Here is a 16,254-nt window from a genome sequence, read left to right as displayed (position 1 = left end):
GCCCAAACGGCGGGCCAGCGGCCGCTCAACGTCTCAGGATTCGCATTCGGCGATCACCAGCACCCTTACCGTACCTGAGGTTTTATTGTTGGATTTGTCCTCCATAAAGCAGGTGGCGGACACCGTGACACTGCTGCCGCTGAGGCCGGCGATCGCGCTGGAGACGTCGATTGTTTTCAGGTGGTGGTCGGTGTTGCCGTAAGAAACGTTAAACCCCTGAACGGCGACGGAAGCATTAATCACCCGTGAACCAAAATCCAAACTTTGAGTGGAGCCGGAACTGACGCTAATAACTTTAAATTGTGTCGTCGACATATATAACCTCGAATTTTTAGACGGCTGTGGGTAGCGCCGCTAAAAATAGCGGCGATGAAAAATAGAAGGTGAAGAAAAGTCTTATCAGAGATAAACAGCATAGTTAAAACTAGGGGAGGTAATTGATTCTGTCAATGAAAGCATAAATAAAATTAAACCATTTCAAAATCATGATGATAAATAAAATAACTTTTTTATCAATGATGTTAAGCGTGTTAATTATAATCTTATTCAGTCGTTATTAAACTAAGGGTATTTCTGTGACAGGTGGTGTTACATTAATTAGAGGGCGTTGTTTTTATTGTGTTAAGTGAATGGCACTCATGCTTCTGCAATGCCGTGCAATTAATTCAATAAAAAAAATTTCTCTGCTATATTTTAAAGCTAACCGTTTAGCGGAAAAAGAGAATGTGAATTGTCGCCCTGGGTGACAGTAACGACCGTGATCAAGACCGTTTTTATAATCCGGCTGGAGGAATACAGCATGAAAGCTGCCGTAGTGACGAAAAACCATACCGTAGACATTCAGGATAAAGTGCTGCGCCCGCTGAAGCACGGCGAGGCGGCGTTAAAAATGGAGTGTTGCGGGGTGTGCCACACCGACTTGCACGTGAAAAACGGCGATTTCGGCGAGGTGCCGGGCATTACGTTGGGACATGAGGGTATCGGCGTGGTCTCCGCCGTCGGTGAGGGCGTTACCTCGTTAAAAGTGGGTGACCGCGCTAGCGTCGCCTGGTTTTACCAGGGTTGCGGCCATTGCGAATATTGCGTCAGCGGCAACGAGACCCTGTGCCGCTCGGTGAAAAATGCCGGCTACAGCGTTGACGGCGGCATGGCGGAAGAGTGCATCGTGGTGGCGGACTACGCGGTGAAAGTGCCGGACGGGCTCGATTCTTTCGCCGCCAGCAGTATCACCTGCGCCGGGGTCACCACCTACAAGGCGGTGAAAATTTCCGATATCAAGCCGGGGCAGTGGATCGCCATCTATGGCCTGGGCGGGCTGGGCAACCTGGCGTTGCAGTACGCCAAAAACGTGTTTAACGCCAAAGTGATTGCCATCGACGTCAACGACGGCCAGTTGGAGTTCGCCAAACAGATTGGCGCCGATCTGACCATCAACTCCAAAACGCAAAATGCGGAGGAGATCATTCAGCAGCAAACCGGCGGCGCTCACGCGGCGGTGGTGACGGCGGTGGCGAAAGCCGCCTTCAACTCGGCGGTCAATGCGGTGCGCGCCGGCGGTAAAGTGGTGGCCGTGGGGCTGCCGCCGGAGAGCATGGATCTGAGCATTCCGCGCCTGGTGCTGGACGGCATTCAGGTGGTGGGGTCGCTGGTCGGTACACGCGAAGATCTGAAAGAGGCGTTCCAGTTCGCTGCCGAAGGCAAAGTGACGCCGAAAGTGACCAAACGGCCATTGGGCGATATCAACGCCATCTTCGACGAGATGAAGGCGGGCACCATTCGCGGTCGCATGGTGATCGATCTCGGCATGGCGAAATAAGCATCGCTAAAAAAGGCCACCCGCGGGTGGCCTTCTTATCGCTATGCCCGGCTCAGAACAGGCCCAGCGGTTTGGCGTCGTAGCTGACCAGCAGGTTTTTCACCTGTTGATAGTGCGACAACGCCGCCTTGTGGGTTTCGCGCCCGATACCGGAGTTCTTGTAGCCGCCGAACGCGGCGTGCGCCGGGTACAGGTGGTAGCAGTTGGTCCACACGCGCCCGGCCTTGATCGCGCGCCCCATGCGGTAGGCGCGGTTGATGTCGCGGGTCCAGAGCCCGGCGCCCAGTCCGAACTCGGTGTCGTTGGCCAACGCTAGAGCTTCGGCCTCATCCTTGAAGGTGGTGACGCCAATCACCGGCCCGAAGATTTCCTCACGGAAGAAACGCATACTGTTGTTGCCGGTAATCAGCGTCGGCTGCAGGTAGAAACCGTTTTGCACTTCGTCGCCGCGCTGAGCGGGTTCGCCGCCCGCAACGATTTTGCCTCCCTCGTTTTTAGCGATGTCGATGTACGACAGGATCTTGTCATACTGCTGTTTTGACGCCTGGGCACCGATCATGGTCTCGGTGTCGAAGGGATCGCCCTGGCGGATGGTGGCGATGCGTGCCAGCACTTTCTCCATAAACTGCGGGTAGATGGATTCCTGGATCAACGCGCGTGAAGGGCAGGTGCACACCTCCCCCTGATTGAAGAAGCCCAGCACCAGCCCCTCAACCGCCTTGTCGATAAACTCCGGCTCCGCCTGCATGATGTCTTCAAAATAAATGTTCGGCGATTTGCCGCCCAGCTCGACGGTGCTGGGGATGATGTTCTCCGCCGCACAGGCGAGGATGTGGCGGCCGACCGGCGTGGAGCCGGTGAAGGCGATTTTTTCGATGCGTTTGCTGCGCGCCAGCGCTTCGCCGGCCTCGGCGCCGAAGCCTTGCACCACGTTGAGCACCCCCGGCGGCAGCAGATCGCCGATCTCTTCCATCAGCACGCTGATGCCGAGCGGCGTCTGTTCCGCCGGTTTCAGCACCACGCAGTTACCGCCCGCCAGCGCCGGCGCCAGTTTCCAGGCGGCCATCAGCAGCGGGAAGTTCCACGGTATGATCTGACCGACTACGCCCAGCGGTTCATAGATATGGTAGGCCACGGTATTTTGGTCGATCTCCGCCGCAGCGCCTTCCTGCGCGCGCAGGCAGCCGGCGAAGTAGCGGAAATGGTCGACCGCCAGCGGCAAATCGGCATTCAGGGTTTCGCGGATCGGTTTGCCGTTGTCCCAGGTTTCGGTCAGCGCCAGCATCTCCAGCCGCGACTCGATGCGATCGGCGATCGCCAGCAGCACGTTGGCGCGTTCTTGCACGCTGGTTTTGCCCCAGGCGTCCGCCGCCGCATGCGCCGCGTCGAGCGCCAGTTCGATGTCTTTGGCGTCGGAACGTGGGAATTCGGCGATCGGCTGGCCGGTCACCGGCGAGGTGTTGGTGAAGTAGTTGCCGGATACCGGTTCGACGAATTTACCGCCAATGTAGTTGCCATAGCGTTTGCGGAACGAAACCAGCGAGCCAGGCAAACCGGGGTGGACATATTTCATGTGAAGCACCTCTCTGCAGATGATAACCGGCGCTATTGGGCTGCGCCTGTGAGTGCGGCATGTCGCCGCAGCACGGAGAAGCACGGCCCGTGCCAGATTGATGAATGGCGAAGATGATCGTTAAAAGATCTTATTTATTAACGCGTTAAAAATTGATATGACGTGACGAATCATGCGGTACCGCCGCTGGCGATGGGTTTTTGTGTTCCGTGTCGCAACGCCTGATACACATCTGTGATACATATTTGCAACACTCGTAAACGGGGGGAGAAACGCATGTTGCCTGATGACCGCTTGCCCACCGAGGGCGCCAGTTTGTTGACCCGCCCGCTGGCGGAATCCTGGCAGCGCAGCTGGGGCTACGGCCTGACGCGCGCCGATCAACATATCCCTTTTATCAAAGCCGGATTACTCGAAGAGCTACGCAGCCGCAATGACTGGGTGCCGCAACGGGTACAGCCGCTGATCGAGCAGCTGGGCGCGCAAATTACGCGCCAGCCCGCCATCGTGGTGATCGCCGACGCCGACGGACTGGTGCTGGAAACCCGCGGCAATACCGACTTTCTGCACAAGGCGTCGCGCTTTGCGCTGGCGCCGGGCAACCAGTGGGGCGAAGCGGATCGGGGTACCAATGCCATCGGCACCGCGCTGGCACTCGGCGCGTTCTGCGAGGTCCGCGGCGACCAGCATTTCCTCAACCAAAATGCCGGTTTGAACTGCACTGCCGCACCGATCTATCGGCCGGATGGCCGCATTGCCGGCATACTGGATCTCTCCGCCCCCGCGCAGCGCCCGTACCGTGATGCACAGCGCCTGATCATGCAGGCGGTGCGGCATATCGAACACCGCTGGGTCAGAAGCGCGATCGCCGACCGTCACTGGACGCTGCGCCTGCACGCCAACGCCGGGAGCCTGGGCAGCGCGCAGGAGCTGCTGCTGGTGTTTCACGACGAAGTGCTGGTCGCCGCCAATCGGCTGGCGATGCTGGAGTTCCGGCTTTCACCGGCCGCATTAGGCTCGGTTGAGTTTGCCCAGCTGTTTCCCGACCTGCTGCGACAGCCCTCCGGCGCACCGCACCAGACGCTGGCCGGCAATCAACGGCATTATTATTCGCTGCTCGAGGCGCCGCAGCGCCGCGTTAGCGCCCTGCGTTCGGTTCCGCCGCCGGCGGAAAGGCATGACGAACAGCATCAGAAGGCGCTACGCATTCTCAACGCCGGCCTTTCGCTGTGCGTGACCGGCGAAACCGGCTGCGGTAAAGAGCATTTCAGCCGACGCTTGTTTCAACAGAGCCGCTGGCGCAACGGCAACTTCGTGGCGATCAACTGCGCGGCGCTGCCTGAGCCGCTGATCGAATCCGAACTGTTCGGCTATGCGCCGGGGGCGTTTACCGGCGCCAACCCGAAAGGGTATATCGGCAAGATCCGCGAGGCGGACGGCGGCGTGCTGTTCCTCGATGAAATCGGCGACATGCCGGCGGGCCTGCAAACGCGCCTGCTGCGGGTGTTACAGGAAAAAACGGTCACGCCGCTCGGTAGCCGCAGCGCTTATCCGGTCGATTTCGCGCTGGTCTGCGCCACGCACCACGATCTGCATCGGCAGGTAGAGGCGGGGGCGTTTCGTGAGGATTTGCTGTACCGCATACAGGAATACAGCCTGTGCATCCCGCCGCTCAGAGAGCGGGCGCAGCTGGAGACCTTCATTTTGCAGTTGTGGCGAGAGCTGGGCGGCGATCGGCGTGACATTCGCCTGTTGCCGGAGGCGCTGGCGATGCTGGCGCGCTATCCATGGCCCGGCAACGTGCGGCAGCTGTTGAGTACGCTCAAGGTGCTGCTGGCATTGGCGGACGATCATGCGGTGCTCACCCTGGACGATCTGCCTCAGTCCATCGCGGTGCTGGCGCCGCGTCAGGAGAACGCCGATACCGGCCAGGCGGATCTGCAGACGGCGATCGACAGGGCGGGCGGCAATCTCAGCCGGGCGGCGAAGGCGCTGGGCGTTTCGCGCAGCACGCTGTACCGCAAGTTGTGGAGGCAGAAAGCGGTGGCGGAATGAAACGTCATGATTGCTCATCAATAACCGGCCCCTCGATGCGGGGCCGGTTCATGCTCTAGTCCCCCAGTCCCGGCGGGTTAATCTCCGAATGGGCAATCTTCTCGTCGCTTTCCGCCCAGCGATCCAGCACCTGCAGATAGCTGCCGTTGGCGATGGCGCTGTTGAGCGAAGCCTGCACCGCGTCCACCAGGCCGTTGCCTTTCTTCAGTGTGACGGCGATGTTGGCGGTCTTCGGCCAGCCGCCGGGCACAATGCCCACCAGCCGGGTTTTGCCGGTCAGCCGCGCCTGATAAGCGCCGGAGACGTTGGGCCCGAAGGTGGCGTCGGCGCGGCCAGACTGAATGGCCAACGTGGAGGCGGCCTTATCGGTGACGTACACCGGCTGCAGCGGCGCTAATCCCTTGGCGCGGTTCTCCTTGTCCCAGGCCAGCAGCACCGCTTCCTGATTGGTGCCGGAATCGACGATGATTTTTTTACCGGCGATATCCGGCGCCGTTTTGATCTGGGTGATTTTACTGTCGGACTTGACGTAGAAGCCCAGCGTATCCTGCCGATAGGTGGCGAAATCGAATTTGGTCTTGCGTTCGTTGGTTACGGTGATGTTGTAAACCGCGGCGTCATATTTGCCGGAGGCCACCCCCAGCGGCCAGTCTTCCCACGACGTGGGCACCAGTTTGAGTTTCAACCCCAAGCCGTCGGCCACCAGGCGTGCGATGTCCGCCTCGCTGCCGATCACCGTTTTATTGTCTCGGGCGTACAGGCCGAACGGCGGGCCGCTGCCCAGCAGGGAAATGGCCACCGTCAGCGTGCCGGGTTCCACGAACCGGAAGCCGGCGGGGATTTTGGCCACGGCTTCGGCGCTCTTCACCGTGTGGATCGGCGTTTCGTTAGCGACGAGATCCACGCCCGGTGCGGCGGCGGCGGAAAAACTCAGCAGCGCCGCAATCACTATCATCTTTTTGCTATATATCATTATGTTAATTACCTTCATTATTATGGGTGTCACACGGTCGTTGCACTATCTCTAAAGGCTGCAGATCTGTGAACGAACAAAATCAACTAACCAATCTTGGAAAAATCATGAGGCGCCTCTGGCGGCGCTGAATCGATCGAGGATGAAGCATGTCGTCGCGTTTCGCTACGTTGGGCCGCATACCGCGCGGCGTGTGGGTATTGGGTGGCGTGAGCCTGCTGATGGACGTTTCCTCGGAAATGATCCATAGCCTGCTGCCGCTGTTTATGGCGACGACGCTCGGTGCCAGCGTGATCGTCATCGGGCTGATCGAAGGGCTCGCGGAGGCGACGGCATTGATCGTCAAGGTGTTCTCCGGCGTGCTCAGCGATTACCTCGGTAAACGTAAAGGGCTGGCGCTGCTGGGCTACGGGCTGGGCGCCATCAGCAAGCCGTTTTTCGCTATCGCATCGTCGTCCGGCATGGTGATGAGCGCGCGCCTGCTGGATCGCGTGGGCAAAGGCATCCGCGGGGCGCCGCGCGATGCCCTGGTGGCCGACGTGACGCCGCCGGAAATTCGCGGCGCGGCCTTCGGGCTGCGGCAGTCGCTGGATACCGTCGGCGCCTTTTTAGGGCCGCTGCTGGCCGTCGGCCTGATGCTGCTGTGGCACAACGATTTTCGCGCCATCTTTTGGGTGGCGACGGTCCCGGCGGCGCTGGCGATTGCGCTGCTGTTTTTCGGCCTGAAAGAGCCGACCGCCGCGATAACCCACAAGCGCACCAACCCGATCACCCGCGCCAACCTGCGGCTGCTGGGGCGCAGCTATTGGTGGGTGGTGAGCATCGGCGCGATCTTTACGCTGGCGCGCTTCAGCGAAGCGTTCCTGGTGTTGAAGGCGCAGCAGGGCGGCACGCCGCTGGCGCTGATCCCACTGGTGATGGTCGCCATGAATCTGGTCTACGCCTGCTCGGCCTATCCGTTCGGAAAACTGTCTGACCGCATGAGCCATGAAGGATTGCTGAAAGCCGGGTTGCTGGTGCTGATCGCCGCCGACCTGGTATTGGCGCTGAGCGATCATTGGGGCGGGGTGCTGTTTGGCGTAGCGCTGTGGGGGGTGCACATGGGCATGACCCAGGGGCTATTGGCGGCGATGGTGGCGCATACAGCGCCGGCTCATCTGCGCGGCACCGCGTTTGGCATGTTCAATCTGATCAGCGGCGTGGCGCTGCTGCTGGCGAGTCTTGGGGCTGGAACCTTGTGGGAGCTGTTCGGTTCCGCCTCCACCTTCTACGCCGGGGCACTCATCTGCGTAGTGACGCTTATCGGTATGCAACTGGCGCCGTTTGGCGCACGGCAGGGGGCTTAACGGCCCTCGACAGATTGCGGCACCGCTTGCAGCAGCTCGGGCACCCGCTGGGATTCCACCGCCCGGCTGAACAGAAAACCCTGGCCAATATGGAAACCGGCTTCGCACAGCGTTTGCCGCTGCTGCTCGGTTTCCACGCCCTCGGCGATGATATCGATCGACAGCTTCTGACCGAGGATACCGATGCTTTCCACGATCGCCAGGATCGCTGGTTCGGTGTTCATGCGTTGAACGAAATCGCAGTCCAGCTTAATGCAGTCCAGCGGGTAATCCATGATATGGCTGAATGAGGAATGTCCGGTGCCGAAGTCGTCCAGTGCGATGCGGATGCCCATCTCTTTGAGCATTTGCAGCGCGCGCAGCACGTACTTGGAGCCATGTTTGTTGAACGCGTGCTCGGTCACTTCCAGTTCGATCAGGTGGTGGGGAATATGGAATTTCAGCAGGCGCTGCAGGAAGGTTTCGGCGTAGTTGTCGCGTAAAAATTCGATCGGCGACACGTTCAGCGAGATAGGGCGTACCGCCACGCCGGCCGTGCGCCAGCGGGCGATATCGGCGAAGACCTTCAGCTGCATGGCTTCGCTGATCTTGGTCGCCAGCTCGTAGTCGTTGAAGGCTTCGCTGACCGTCGCCGGCAGCTGTATGCCGTTTTGCGGGCAATGCCAGCGCAGCAACGCTTCGAAGCCGACGATGCTGCCGTCGGAGAGGCTGACCTTCGGCTGGTAGCTGGGACGGATGCAGTTGTCGCGCACGATCTGGCGCGCGTAGTTGAGCTGGCTGGCGCGCGCGCGGGCCTTGTCCATCATCTTGCGATCGAACATATAGACGCCGCCGCGGCCGCCGTCTTTCAGCTCATACAGCGCGGTATCGGCGCATTTCATCAGTTCCGAAGCGTCGCGGGCATCTTTGGGGTAGATGGCGCCGCCGATGCTCATGCCGCAATGCAGCGTCTTGCCACCGTGGGTGATCGGCGTCTCCAGCTGCAGCAGAAACTTGTTGGCGATGCGGAAAATATCCTGCTCGTTTTCAACGTCGCTGATTACCACCGCGAATTCGTCCCCCCCGAGGCGGGAGACGAACGAATGCGTATTCATGCAGGCGCTGAGCCTTTTACCCAGAACCCGCAGCAGATGGTCGCCCGCCGCGTGGCCCAGCGTGTCGTTCACCAGCTTGAAGTGGTCAAGATCCAGCAGCATCAGCCCGAGGGACTTGTTGCCATGCAGGGCGCGCTTCATCTCTTGCTTCAGCTTTTTCTTGAATAAGCGCCGGTTGGGCAGGCCGGTCAATTCGTCATATTCGCTGGCGAGCAACAGACGCTGTTCCATCACGCGTTGCGACGTCACGTCGCGCGAGACGCACAAGATCTCGGCCACGGCGCCGTGTTCATCGCTGACGGGCGAGAGAATGTTGTCCCAATGCTGTTTTTTTCCTTGCGGCGTCACGCTTAATCCCGCGAAGCGCGCATTTTTACCGGCTCTGACGCTGTGCAGCGCCTTGCTGCCACGGCGGCGGACTTCGGGCGACAACAGCCCCAGCCAGGGCATGCCAAACTCTTTTTGCGCCGGATCCAGGCCGAGCGCCAGGCTGCCGGAGCGGTTCATGTGCCGCAGCGTGCCGTCGCGATTGATCACTTTGATGCAGTCGACGCTGGCGTCCAGCATGTCTTGCTGGATAGAGAGCGCCTGAACGTTTTGCTGACGTTGCAGCATTTGCGGGTGGATGTCGGTAGCGGTGAGGTACCAGCTGGGCTCCAGTGCCATGCCGTCCTGACGGGCGTTAAACGCCAGCATAAACCAACGGTAGGCGCCGCTGCGATCGCGCAGGCGTGCCTCGCCGGCGAATGAGGAGAGGGCAACGATCGCCTGGCGCCATTGTGTGGCCAGCCGAACGCGATCGTCGGGGTGCAGGGTATCGAGCCAATCAGCGGCGCCGTGTTCACCGGCGATTGCGCCGGTATAGTCGCGCCACTGTTTATTGAAGTAGCCGCCAAGGCGGTTGCCGAAGCAAATCAGACCGGGCAAGTCGTCTACGATTTCGCTATAGAGATCAATCGGATTTTTGTTATTGGTCTGCTTGGGCAACAGGGTCATGCGGCATTTCCTCGGAAAATTACCCATATTCTCGCTCTCTAGCAGAGCCTCTTTCAATATAGTCTTGCCAATGAAATTGGGAATAGCCAGCGGGCGCGGCTAAAAATCAGCCCGCTAGCATGGAATACATCCAGCGTGAACGCATTAGGAATACTCCTGTTATTTATAAGCCCCCCTTATATTGCAACGAAAAATAAGTGATCGGACCACGATGGGGTTTTGCCATAAAAGTTAATCAATCTGATGTTTCTATTTGATGAAATGTTCAGGTGTTTTTATGCTCTTCCACCGGCTGCTCTGCCGGCGCTATGCGTCTTCACTGACGAAAATCTCACTTATGGCGGCAATAACCGCCATTTTATGCACTCTTCAGCGGTTGTCGCAGCACCGTCGCCCGGCGTTTAGAGAAAAGTTATGATGCAAATCAAGAAATGTTTTGTTTCATCTGTTGACACTTTACTTACGTATAAGATAGCCTCGCGAATGATAATCATTAGCAAAACTGGATGGTGAGGCGAAATGCACCCACAGCCTGATCCTTACGCCCGCACCCGATGGTCGGGGCATTTCGGCGCAACGGCGCCGGCAAGCGTACATTCGCCTCCTCTCCAAACGTCTGCGCCATAGGCGCCCGGCGCGATGGCATCTCTTTGTCTGTCTGCGCCCATTTGCATCTCTCAGCCTGTCTGTTCGCGCGGCCCGCGTCGGGCCCGCATGTGTTATCCGTCGTTTCACGATCATAGGAGGTTTCAGCGCGGTTAAAACGTAAGTTTTCTTCTGGGTATAAATAAACATGGAGCGTAAAATGATACTTAATAAAAGATTGAAGTTAGCGTATTGCGTTTTTCTGGGTTGTTATGGCTTATCCATTCATTCTTCTCTTGCCGCTTATCAGGATCCCGGTCGATTGGGCGTGCCTGACAGTTGGAAAACCGCGGAGTTTAATCGCCAATGGGGGCTTAAGGCTATTTCCGCCGAATTCGCCTATGCCAGAGGCTATACCGGTAAAGGTATAACCATCGGCATTATCGATAACGCCATTCTTTCCCATTCTGAATTCGCCGGTAAACTGACGCGCCTGGACAACGGCAGTTATAATTTCTCGTATGATAAACAAGATAATATGTCTTTCGGCGATCACGGCACGCACGTAGCCGGTATCGCGGCGGCTAAAAGAGATGGCGCAGGTATGCACGGCGTTGCTTTCGACGCGGATATTATCGGCACCAAATTGAATGATTACGGTAATCGCAACGGCCGTGAAGAGCTGATTCAGAGCGCAGCCCGCGTCATCAATAACAGCTGGGGGATCGCGCCAGATATACGGCGAGACGCCAAAGGCGATATCATCTGGTTGCCGAACGGCAGGCCGGACTACGTGGCATTTGTAAAAAGCGAAGTGATCGCCGAGATGATGCGCAGCAAATCCAGCGTGGAATGGGGCAGCGAACAACCGGTGCCCACCGGCGGGCACAGCGCCATGTCGACGCTGCTGCGGGCGGCCAGGCATGGCAAGCTGATCGTCTTCTCGGCAGGAAATTACAACAACTACAATATCCCGGAAGCGCAAAAGTCACTGCCTTACGCTTTCCCGGACGTACTGAATAATTACCTGATTGTGACCAACCTGAGTGACGAAAATCAGTTAAGCGTTTCCTCGACCAGCTGCGGACAAACGGCCAGCTACTGCGTTTCCGCGCCGGGTTCTGATATTTACAGCACCGTTGGCCGGCTGGAATCCAATACCGGTGGCACCGTGAATCGCGAAGCTTATAATAAGGGCGAGTTGTCGGTTAATCCCGGCTACGGCAATAAATCCGGCACCTCAATGGCGGCGCCGCACGTTACCGGCGTTGCCGCCGTATTGATGCAACGTTTCCCTTATATGAGCGCCGATCAAATATCCGCGGTAATTAAAACCACCGCCACCGATTTGGGTGTTGCCGGTATTGATAATCTGTTCGGCTGGGGACGTGTCAATTTACGCGATGCGATCAACGGTCCGAAAATGTTTATTACCCAAGAGGATATCCCGCAGGAATATTATGTACCGGGCTCCTACAGTGAAAAACAGTTCGTGGTGAATATCCCCGGCCTGGGAAATATCGTCGAACCCGGTACCTCTGTTGAGCGGCGCTGCACGTCGAGCGAATGCGACTTCGATTCGTGGAGTAACGACATCAGCGGTCACGGCGGCTTGACCAAAACGGGCGCCGGTACGCTGGCGTTGTTGGGTAATAACACCTATCGCGGTGATACCTGGGTGAAACAGGGCGTGTTGGCGATCAACGGTTCGGTGGCCTCCAACGTCTATATCGAAAATAGCGGCACGTTGTCCGGTGAGGGTACCGTAGGCGCCTTCAGAGCGGTTCGGGGCGGCAGCGTCGCGCCGGGTAACGGCATCGGCACGCTGCATGTGTTGCACGACGCCATTTTTGATCGCGGTTCGCAGTATAACGTGGAAGTGGCGGACAATGGCCGCAGCGATAAGATCGCCGCGCGGCGCGCTTTCCTCAACGGCGGCAGTGTGAATGTCAGCCTGGAGCGCAGCCAAAACCTGCTGTCGCAGAATGAGGCGCAGAGTCTGCTGGGCAACAAGTACACCATCCTGACCACGACGGACGGCGTCAACGGCCGGTTCGAAAACGCCAACCCATCGTATCCGTTTGTTAAAGTCGCGCTGGATTATCAGGGCAATGACGTCGGCCTTGGCATCACGCGCACCGACGCCAGCTTTGACAGCCTGGCCAGCACTGAGAACGAGAAAGCGGTAGCTCGTGCGGTGGAGACGCTCAACGCGACGGAACCAGTCACGGAAACGGTGAAGCGCAGCGTGGCGGCCCCTACCGCTGAGGCGCTAAGCGCACTGCAAGGTGATGAAGGCAAAGCGCAAGCCGCTACCGAAGATGCGGGCGTCGTAACCGGCCATCCGGTGTATGAAAGCTTCCTCGGCTTCACGTCGGCCAGAGAGCTGCAACAGGCGACCCGTCAACTGTCCGGCCAGATCCACGCGGATATGGCTTCCGCCCAGATTAACGAAAGCCGTTACCTGCGCGATGCCGCCACCGAGCGCTTGCGCCAGGCGGAAGGCCGCCGTATCGCTTCCGATATCAAGGCGGATGATAATGGGGCCTGGGCGAAACTGCTGGGCAACTGGGGGCATGCTTCCGGCAACGACAACGCCACCGGCTACCAGACCTCTACCTATGGCGTACTGTTAGGTCTGGACAGCGAACTGTTTGACGACGGCCGGCTTGGGGTGATGACCGGGTATACCCGCACTTCGCTGGATGGCGGTTATCAGTCAGATGCCCACAGCGACAACTACCATCTGGGGCTGTACGGCGACAAACGCTTCGGTGCGTTGGCCCTGCGAGCAGGCGGCACCTATACCTGGCATCGCATCGACACCTCGCGCTCGGTGAACTACGGCGCGCAGTCGGATCGCGAGAAGGCCAAGTATAACGCGCGTACCGGTCAGCTGTTCATCGAAAGCGGCTACGATTGGTCGAGCGATGCGGTCAACCTTGAGCCGTTCGCCAACCTGGCGTATACCCATTACCGTAACGAGGAGATCAACGAGCAAGGCGGGGCAGCGGCACTGCGCGGCGACAAACAAAGTCAGTCCGCCACCGCCTCGACGCTGGGTCTCCGCGCCGACACCGAGTGGCAAACCGACAGTGTGGCGATCGCGCTGCGCGGCGAGCTGGGTTGGCAGCATCAATACGGCAAGCTGGAGCGCAAAACGCAGCTGATGTTCAAACGTACCGATGCGGCGTTCGACGTAAACAGCGTGCCGGTTTCCCGCGATGGGGCGATTCTGAAAGCGGGCGTCGATGTGTCGATTAACAAAAACGCCGTCCTGTCCCTTGGCTACGGCGGGCAGCTGTCGTCCAACCACCAGGATAACAGCGTCAACGCCGGTCTGACCTGGCGCTTCTGATCGCGGTTAGCGTGCTTCGCTTTATTCAGCCCTCATCGTGACGATGGGGGTTTTTTTCGCGGCCAGCCGGCCTTCTTTGGCATGAGGTGATACTTTCTCCGCGTCCTATTCCCCCTGGCCGGTGTTCCCCGTCGGGTTAATCAATCAGAGGAAAGCAAACGCTGCTGCCAGTGCAACAGTTGGGTCAGCGTGACTGGCGCCGCGGCAGCCATGGCCGCGCGATCTTCCAAGGCAATTTCTCGGGCGCGCTGCAACGATTCGGTGCTGAGGCGCTGCAAGTTTTGTTGCGTCGCCTGTTGTATTTGCGCCAGTTCACCCGCGCTAACGTGCGGCAACTCATGACGCATCTGCAATAAGAATTCGTCGGTTAACTGCCTCAGCTGTTCAACGGTGAACGTCGGGGATTGCAGCGCGAACAGCAGGCCTTCGGCATCGGCGCAGCGGTGGAAGGCGCATTGCACCACGTAACCCACGTTGCGTTCCACGCGCAGCCGCTGAAAATAGCGCGGCGCGTAAAGCTGGGCCAGCACCCGCAGCGCCCAACGGCCTTCGGCTTCATCGTTTTGCAGCGGGTAAAACTGCAGTAAGGCACTTTCGGCGCCGCTTTCCGTCAGCGTGATGGGGCAATGATGTTGATGTGTCGGCAGCGGCGGCTCCGCGGCCACGAAATAGGGGAAGTCGTACAGCAGGTGCGACAGCTGCCGTTTTAACTCGTCATCGCCGCCGATCAAGGTGGCATGCCATTGTGCTGCTTCGGTTGGCGCACTGAGCGCCGCCGGCAATTGAGCTAACAGGCGGCGAATGGCGATATCGCTTTGTTCTTTCAGCTGCGTATGGCGCAGGTTTCTCGCCGCTTCGCTGAGAACGGTCGGCGGCAACACCGCCAGCGCTCGGTTCACCTCACTCAGCCCGTGGCAGATCAGCGCGTGGCTGCCCGCCAGTTGCAGCAGCCACACGCCCTGATGGCGCTCGAAGCTCAAATGTCCCTCCCGATGCGTCAGTTCTGCCGCCCCGGTGCGCAGCGCCGCCTGTAAGCCGTAGGCCTGTCCATCGCTGAAGCGGCTCGACGGCGTCGGCCGCAGCAGCAGCACAGGCTGCGCTTCGCCGGGGAGCAGATGCCGCAGCGGCGCCAGGCCGGAAGGCAATCTCGGGCTCGGCAGCGCCGCCGAGGTGGCGAAAAAGCGGAATGGTTCCGCGGCAGACGTCAGCGCGGCGCCGACGAAGGGGCCAAGCGCCAGAGGCAGCCCTTGAATTTCACGGGTTTCGCCGTGGCCATCAGACCGCACGGCCAGGCGACGGCGCGGCGCGCTAATCAGCGCCGCAATATGCCGCGGCCAATCGTCGTTCGACTCCACCGGCGGTAGCCCAAGCGCTCTGGCCCGCAGCTGATCGAGCGGCGCCAAACGGTGGAAATCGCGATTTGCCAGCCGCTCGTAATGCGCAAGCTGAGCCGGTGTCAGCACCTGCAGCGCCTGTAGCCACGCCAGCAGGGCGCTTTCGATGTGGGCAGCTTCAGCGGCTGAACCGTGATTAACGGTAAAGATAAAACTCAGCAGGGCGTTGTTCTCACTGCAGCGCGAATAATCCAGCCGAACGGCGTCACACCACGCCTGAGCGCGCAGCCGCGCCAGCAGCCCGCCGGGGGCTTCGTCCAACAGCAGGCGCTCCAGCCGCCGCAGCCAACCGCGTGAATGGGAACGCGACAGGGCAAACACCAGCCTCAGCTGCGGCGTGCCGGGAAGAGACAGGGTGTAATCTTTCGCAGCGGTCAGCGACGGTGAGGCTTCGTGCGGTATGGCGCTGCCCGATGGCAAGCGGCTGCCGTAGCGCTGTGCCAGCGCATGCAGCTGCGCCAGCGATTGCGGGCCTTGCAGCCACAGCGTCATGTTTGGCGCGCGAAAATAGCACTGGTGAAACTGCCGCAGCGCCTGCTGCAACGCGGAAATGTCGTTGCCGAAAGCGGCGCGGCTGCCGATATGAAAGCGATGCATTGCACCAAGGCCGCCGAACATCTGCCGCTGCGCCGCTTCGCAGCGGGTTTCTACCTCGGCGCGCAGCAGGCGGTATTCGGCGTCGATGACCTCGATCTCCTGCTCAATCGCCTCGGTCGCCAGCTGTGGGGCGGCGAGCATATCGCTTAGCCGCGCCAACCCCTGCGCCAAATGTTCGGTGCCCACCTCGAAGAAAAACGCGGTTTGCGTAGCCTGGGTGGTGGCGTTCAGTCGGCCAGTGACCGACGGTACCCAGCTCATCAGGCCCTCTTGCGCGCTGAAGTTCGCGCTGCCGCGAAACAACATATGCTCCAGCAGGTGCGCCAGGCCCGGCCAGGCGACGGGCGCCTGAAAACTGCCCGCCTCAATGCGCACCAGCGCGGCGGCGCAGTCGGCAGCAGGGTCACTTATCGCCTTGACGGCCAAACCGTTATCGAGCTGCCAAGAGGCGCCGGCGAGTGCCATCG

9 protein-coding genes are annotated in these 16,254 nt (G+C 59.5%); 4 read left to right on the top strand and 5 right to left on the bottom strand.

Features of this window, described 5'->3' with window-relative positions; all coding sequences use genetic code 11:
• Window positions 1-33: 33 nt before the first annotated feature.
• Window positions 34-243 (bottom strand): hypothetical protein, encoded by a 210-nt coding sequence (locus ACJ8HA_RS05885; RefSeq protein WP_049207659.1) that lies wholly within the window; start codon window positions 241-243, stop codon window positions 34-36.
• Window positions 244-799: 556 nt separating this feature from the next.
• Between ACJ8HA_RS05885 and adhP the strand changes: the two genes are divergently transcribed.
• On the top strand, window positions 800-1,816 hold the full coding sequence (gene adhP, locus ACJ8HA_RS05880) for an alcohol dehydrogenase AdhP (protein WP_004928541.1): 1,017 nt from the start codon (window positions 800-802) through the stop codon (window positions 1,814-1,816).
• 52 nt (window positions 1,817-1,868) lie between these two features.
• Here adhP and exaC read toward each other — a convergent pair whose 3' ends face one another.
• Window positions 1,869-3,389, bottom strand: coding sequence for an acetaldehyde dehydrogenase ExaC (gene exaC, locus ACJ8HA_RS05875; protein WP_442515250.1), 1,521 nt, complete (start codon window positions 3,387-3,389; stop codon window positions 1,869-1,871).
• 276 nt (window positions 3,390-3,665) lie between these two features.
• Between exaC and ACJ8HA_RS05870 the strand changes: the two genes are divergently transcribed.
• Window positions 3,666-5,444: a sigma-54-dependent Fis family transcriptional regulator gene (locus ACJ8HA_RS05870; RefSeq protein ID WP_197791005.1), complete on the top strand. Its 1,779-nt coding sequence runs from the start codon at window positions 3,666-3,668 to the stop codon at window positions 5,442-5,444.
• Between the two features lie 55 nt (window positions 5,445-5,499).
• Here the strand turns inward: ACJ8HA_RS05870 and ACJ8HA_RS05865 are convergent, their stop codons facing one another.
• Window positions 5,500-6,417 (bottom strand): ABC transporter substrate-binding protein, encoded by a 918-nt coding sequence (locus tag ACJ8HA_RS05865; RefSeq protein ID WP_021504584.1) that lies wholly within the window; start codon window positions 6,415-6,417, stop codon window positions 5,500-5,502.
• A 149-nt stretch (window positions 6,418-6,566) separates the two neighbouring features.
• Between ACJ8HA_RS05865 and ACJ8HA_RS05860 the strand changes: the two genes are divergently transcribed.
• Window positions 6,567-7,763, top strand: a complete 1,197-nt coding sequence (locus ACJ8HA_RS05860; RefSeq protein ID WP_049204017.1) for an MFS transporter — start codon at window positions 6,567-6,569, stop codon at window positions 7,761-7,763.
• On the opposite strand, the gene ACJ8HA_RS05855 is transcribed toward ACJ8HA_RS05860, so the two are convergent.
• Window positions 7,760-9,853, bottom strand: a complete 2,094-nt coding sequence (locus ACJ8HA_RS05855) for a putative bifunctional diguanylate cyclase/phosphodiesterase (RefSeq protein ID WP_164063171.1) — start codon at window positions 9,851-9,853, stop codon at window positions 7,760-7,762. The genes ACJ8HA_RS05860 and ACJ8HA_RS05855 overlap by 4 nt on opposite strands.
• Window positions 9,854-10,760: 907 nt before the next feature.
• On the opposite strand from ACJ8HA_RS05855, the gene ACJ8HA_RS05850 reads away from it, so the two are divergent.
• Window positions 10,761-13,796, top strand: coding sequence for an autotransporter domain-containing protein (locus ACJ8HA_RS05850; protein ID WP_164063173.1), 3,036 nt, complete (start codon window positions 10,761-10,763; stop codon window positions 13,794-13,796).
• 140 nt (window positions 13,797-13,936) lie between these two features.
• Here the strand turns inward: ACJ8HA_RS05850 and pqqF are convergent, their stop codons facing one another.
• The gene (gene pqqF / locus ACJ8HA_RS05845; protein ID WP_414483249.1) at window positions 13,937-16,252 is read right to left on the bottom strand and encodes a pyrroloquinoline quinone biosynthesis protein PqqF; all 2,316 of its coding nucleotides are present in this window, start codon (window positions 16,250-16,252) and stop codon (window positions 13,937-13,939) included.
• Between the last annotated feature and the right edge of the window lie 2 nt (window positions 16,253-16,254).

This window comes from Serratia sp. CY33802 (genome assembly GCF_052169095.1).
In the GTDB taxonomy this organism is placed as follows: domain Bacteria; phylum Pseudomonadota; class Gammaproteobacteria; order Enterobacterales; family Enterobacteriaceae; genus Serratia; species Serratia bockelmannii.
This window is presented reverse-complemented; position numbering and strand designations above follow the sequence as displayed.

What these genes read in the sequence shown, in the direction of transcription:
- pqqF (WP_414483249.1), bottom strand. Translation starts at nt 16,252, where the DNA reads ATGGCACTCGCCGGCGCCTCTTGGCAGCTCGATAACGGTTTGGCCGTC.
- ACJ8HA_RS05865 (WP_021504584.1), bottom strand. Translation starts at nt 6,417, where the DNA reads ATGATATATAGCAAAAAGATGATAGTGATTGCGGCGCTGCTGAGTTTT.
- ACJ8HA_RS05870 (WP_197791005.1), top strand. Translation starts at nt 3,666, where the DNA reads ATGTTGCCTGATGACCGCTTGCCCACCGAGGGCGCCAGTTTGTTGACC.
- ACJ8HA_RS05855 (WP_164063171.1), bottom strand. Translation starts at nt 9,853, where the DNA reads ATGACCCTGTTGCCCAAGCAGACCAATAACAAAAATCCGATTGATCTC.
- exaC (WP_442515250.1), bottom strand. Translation starts at nt 3,389, where the DNA reads ATGAAATATGTCCACCCCGGTTTGCCTGGCTCGCTGGTTTCGTTCCGC.
- ACJ8HA_RS05860 (WP_049204017.1), top strand. Translation starts at nt 6,567, where the DNA reads ATGTCGTCGCGTTTCGCTACGTTGGGCCGCATACCGCGCGGCGTGTGG.
- adhP (WP_004928541.1), top strand. Translation starts at nt 800, where the DNA reads ATGAAAGCTGCCGTAGTGACGAAAAACCATACCGTAGACATTCAGGAT.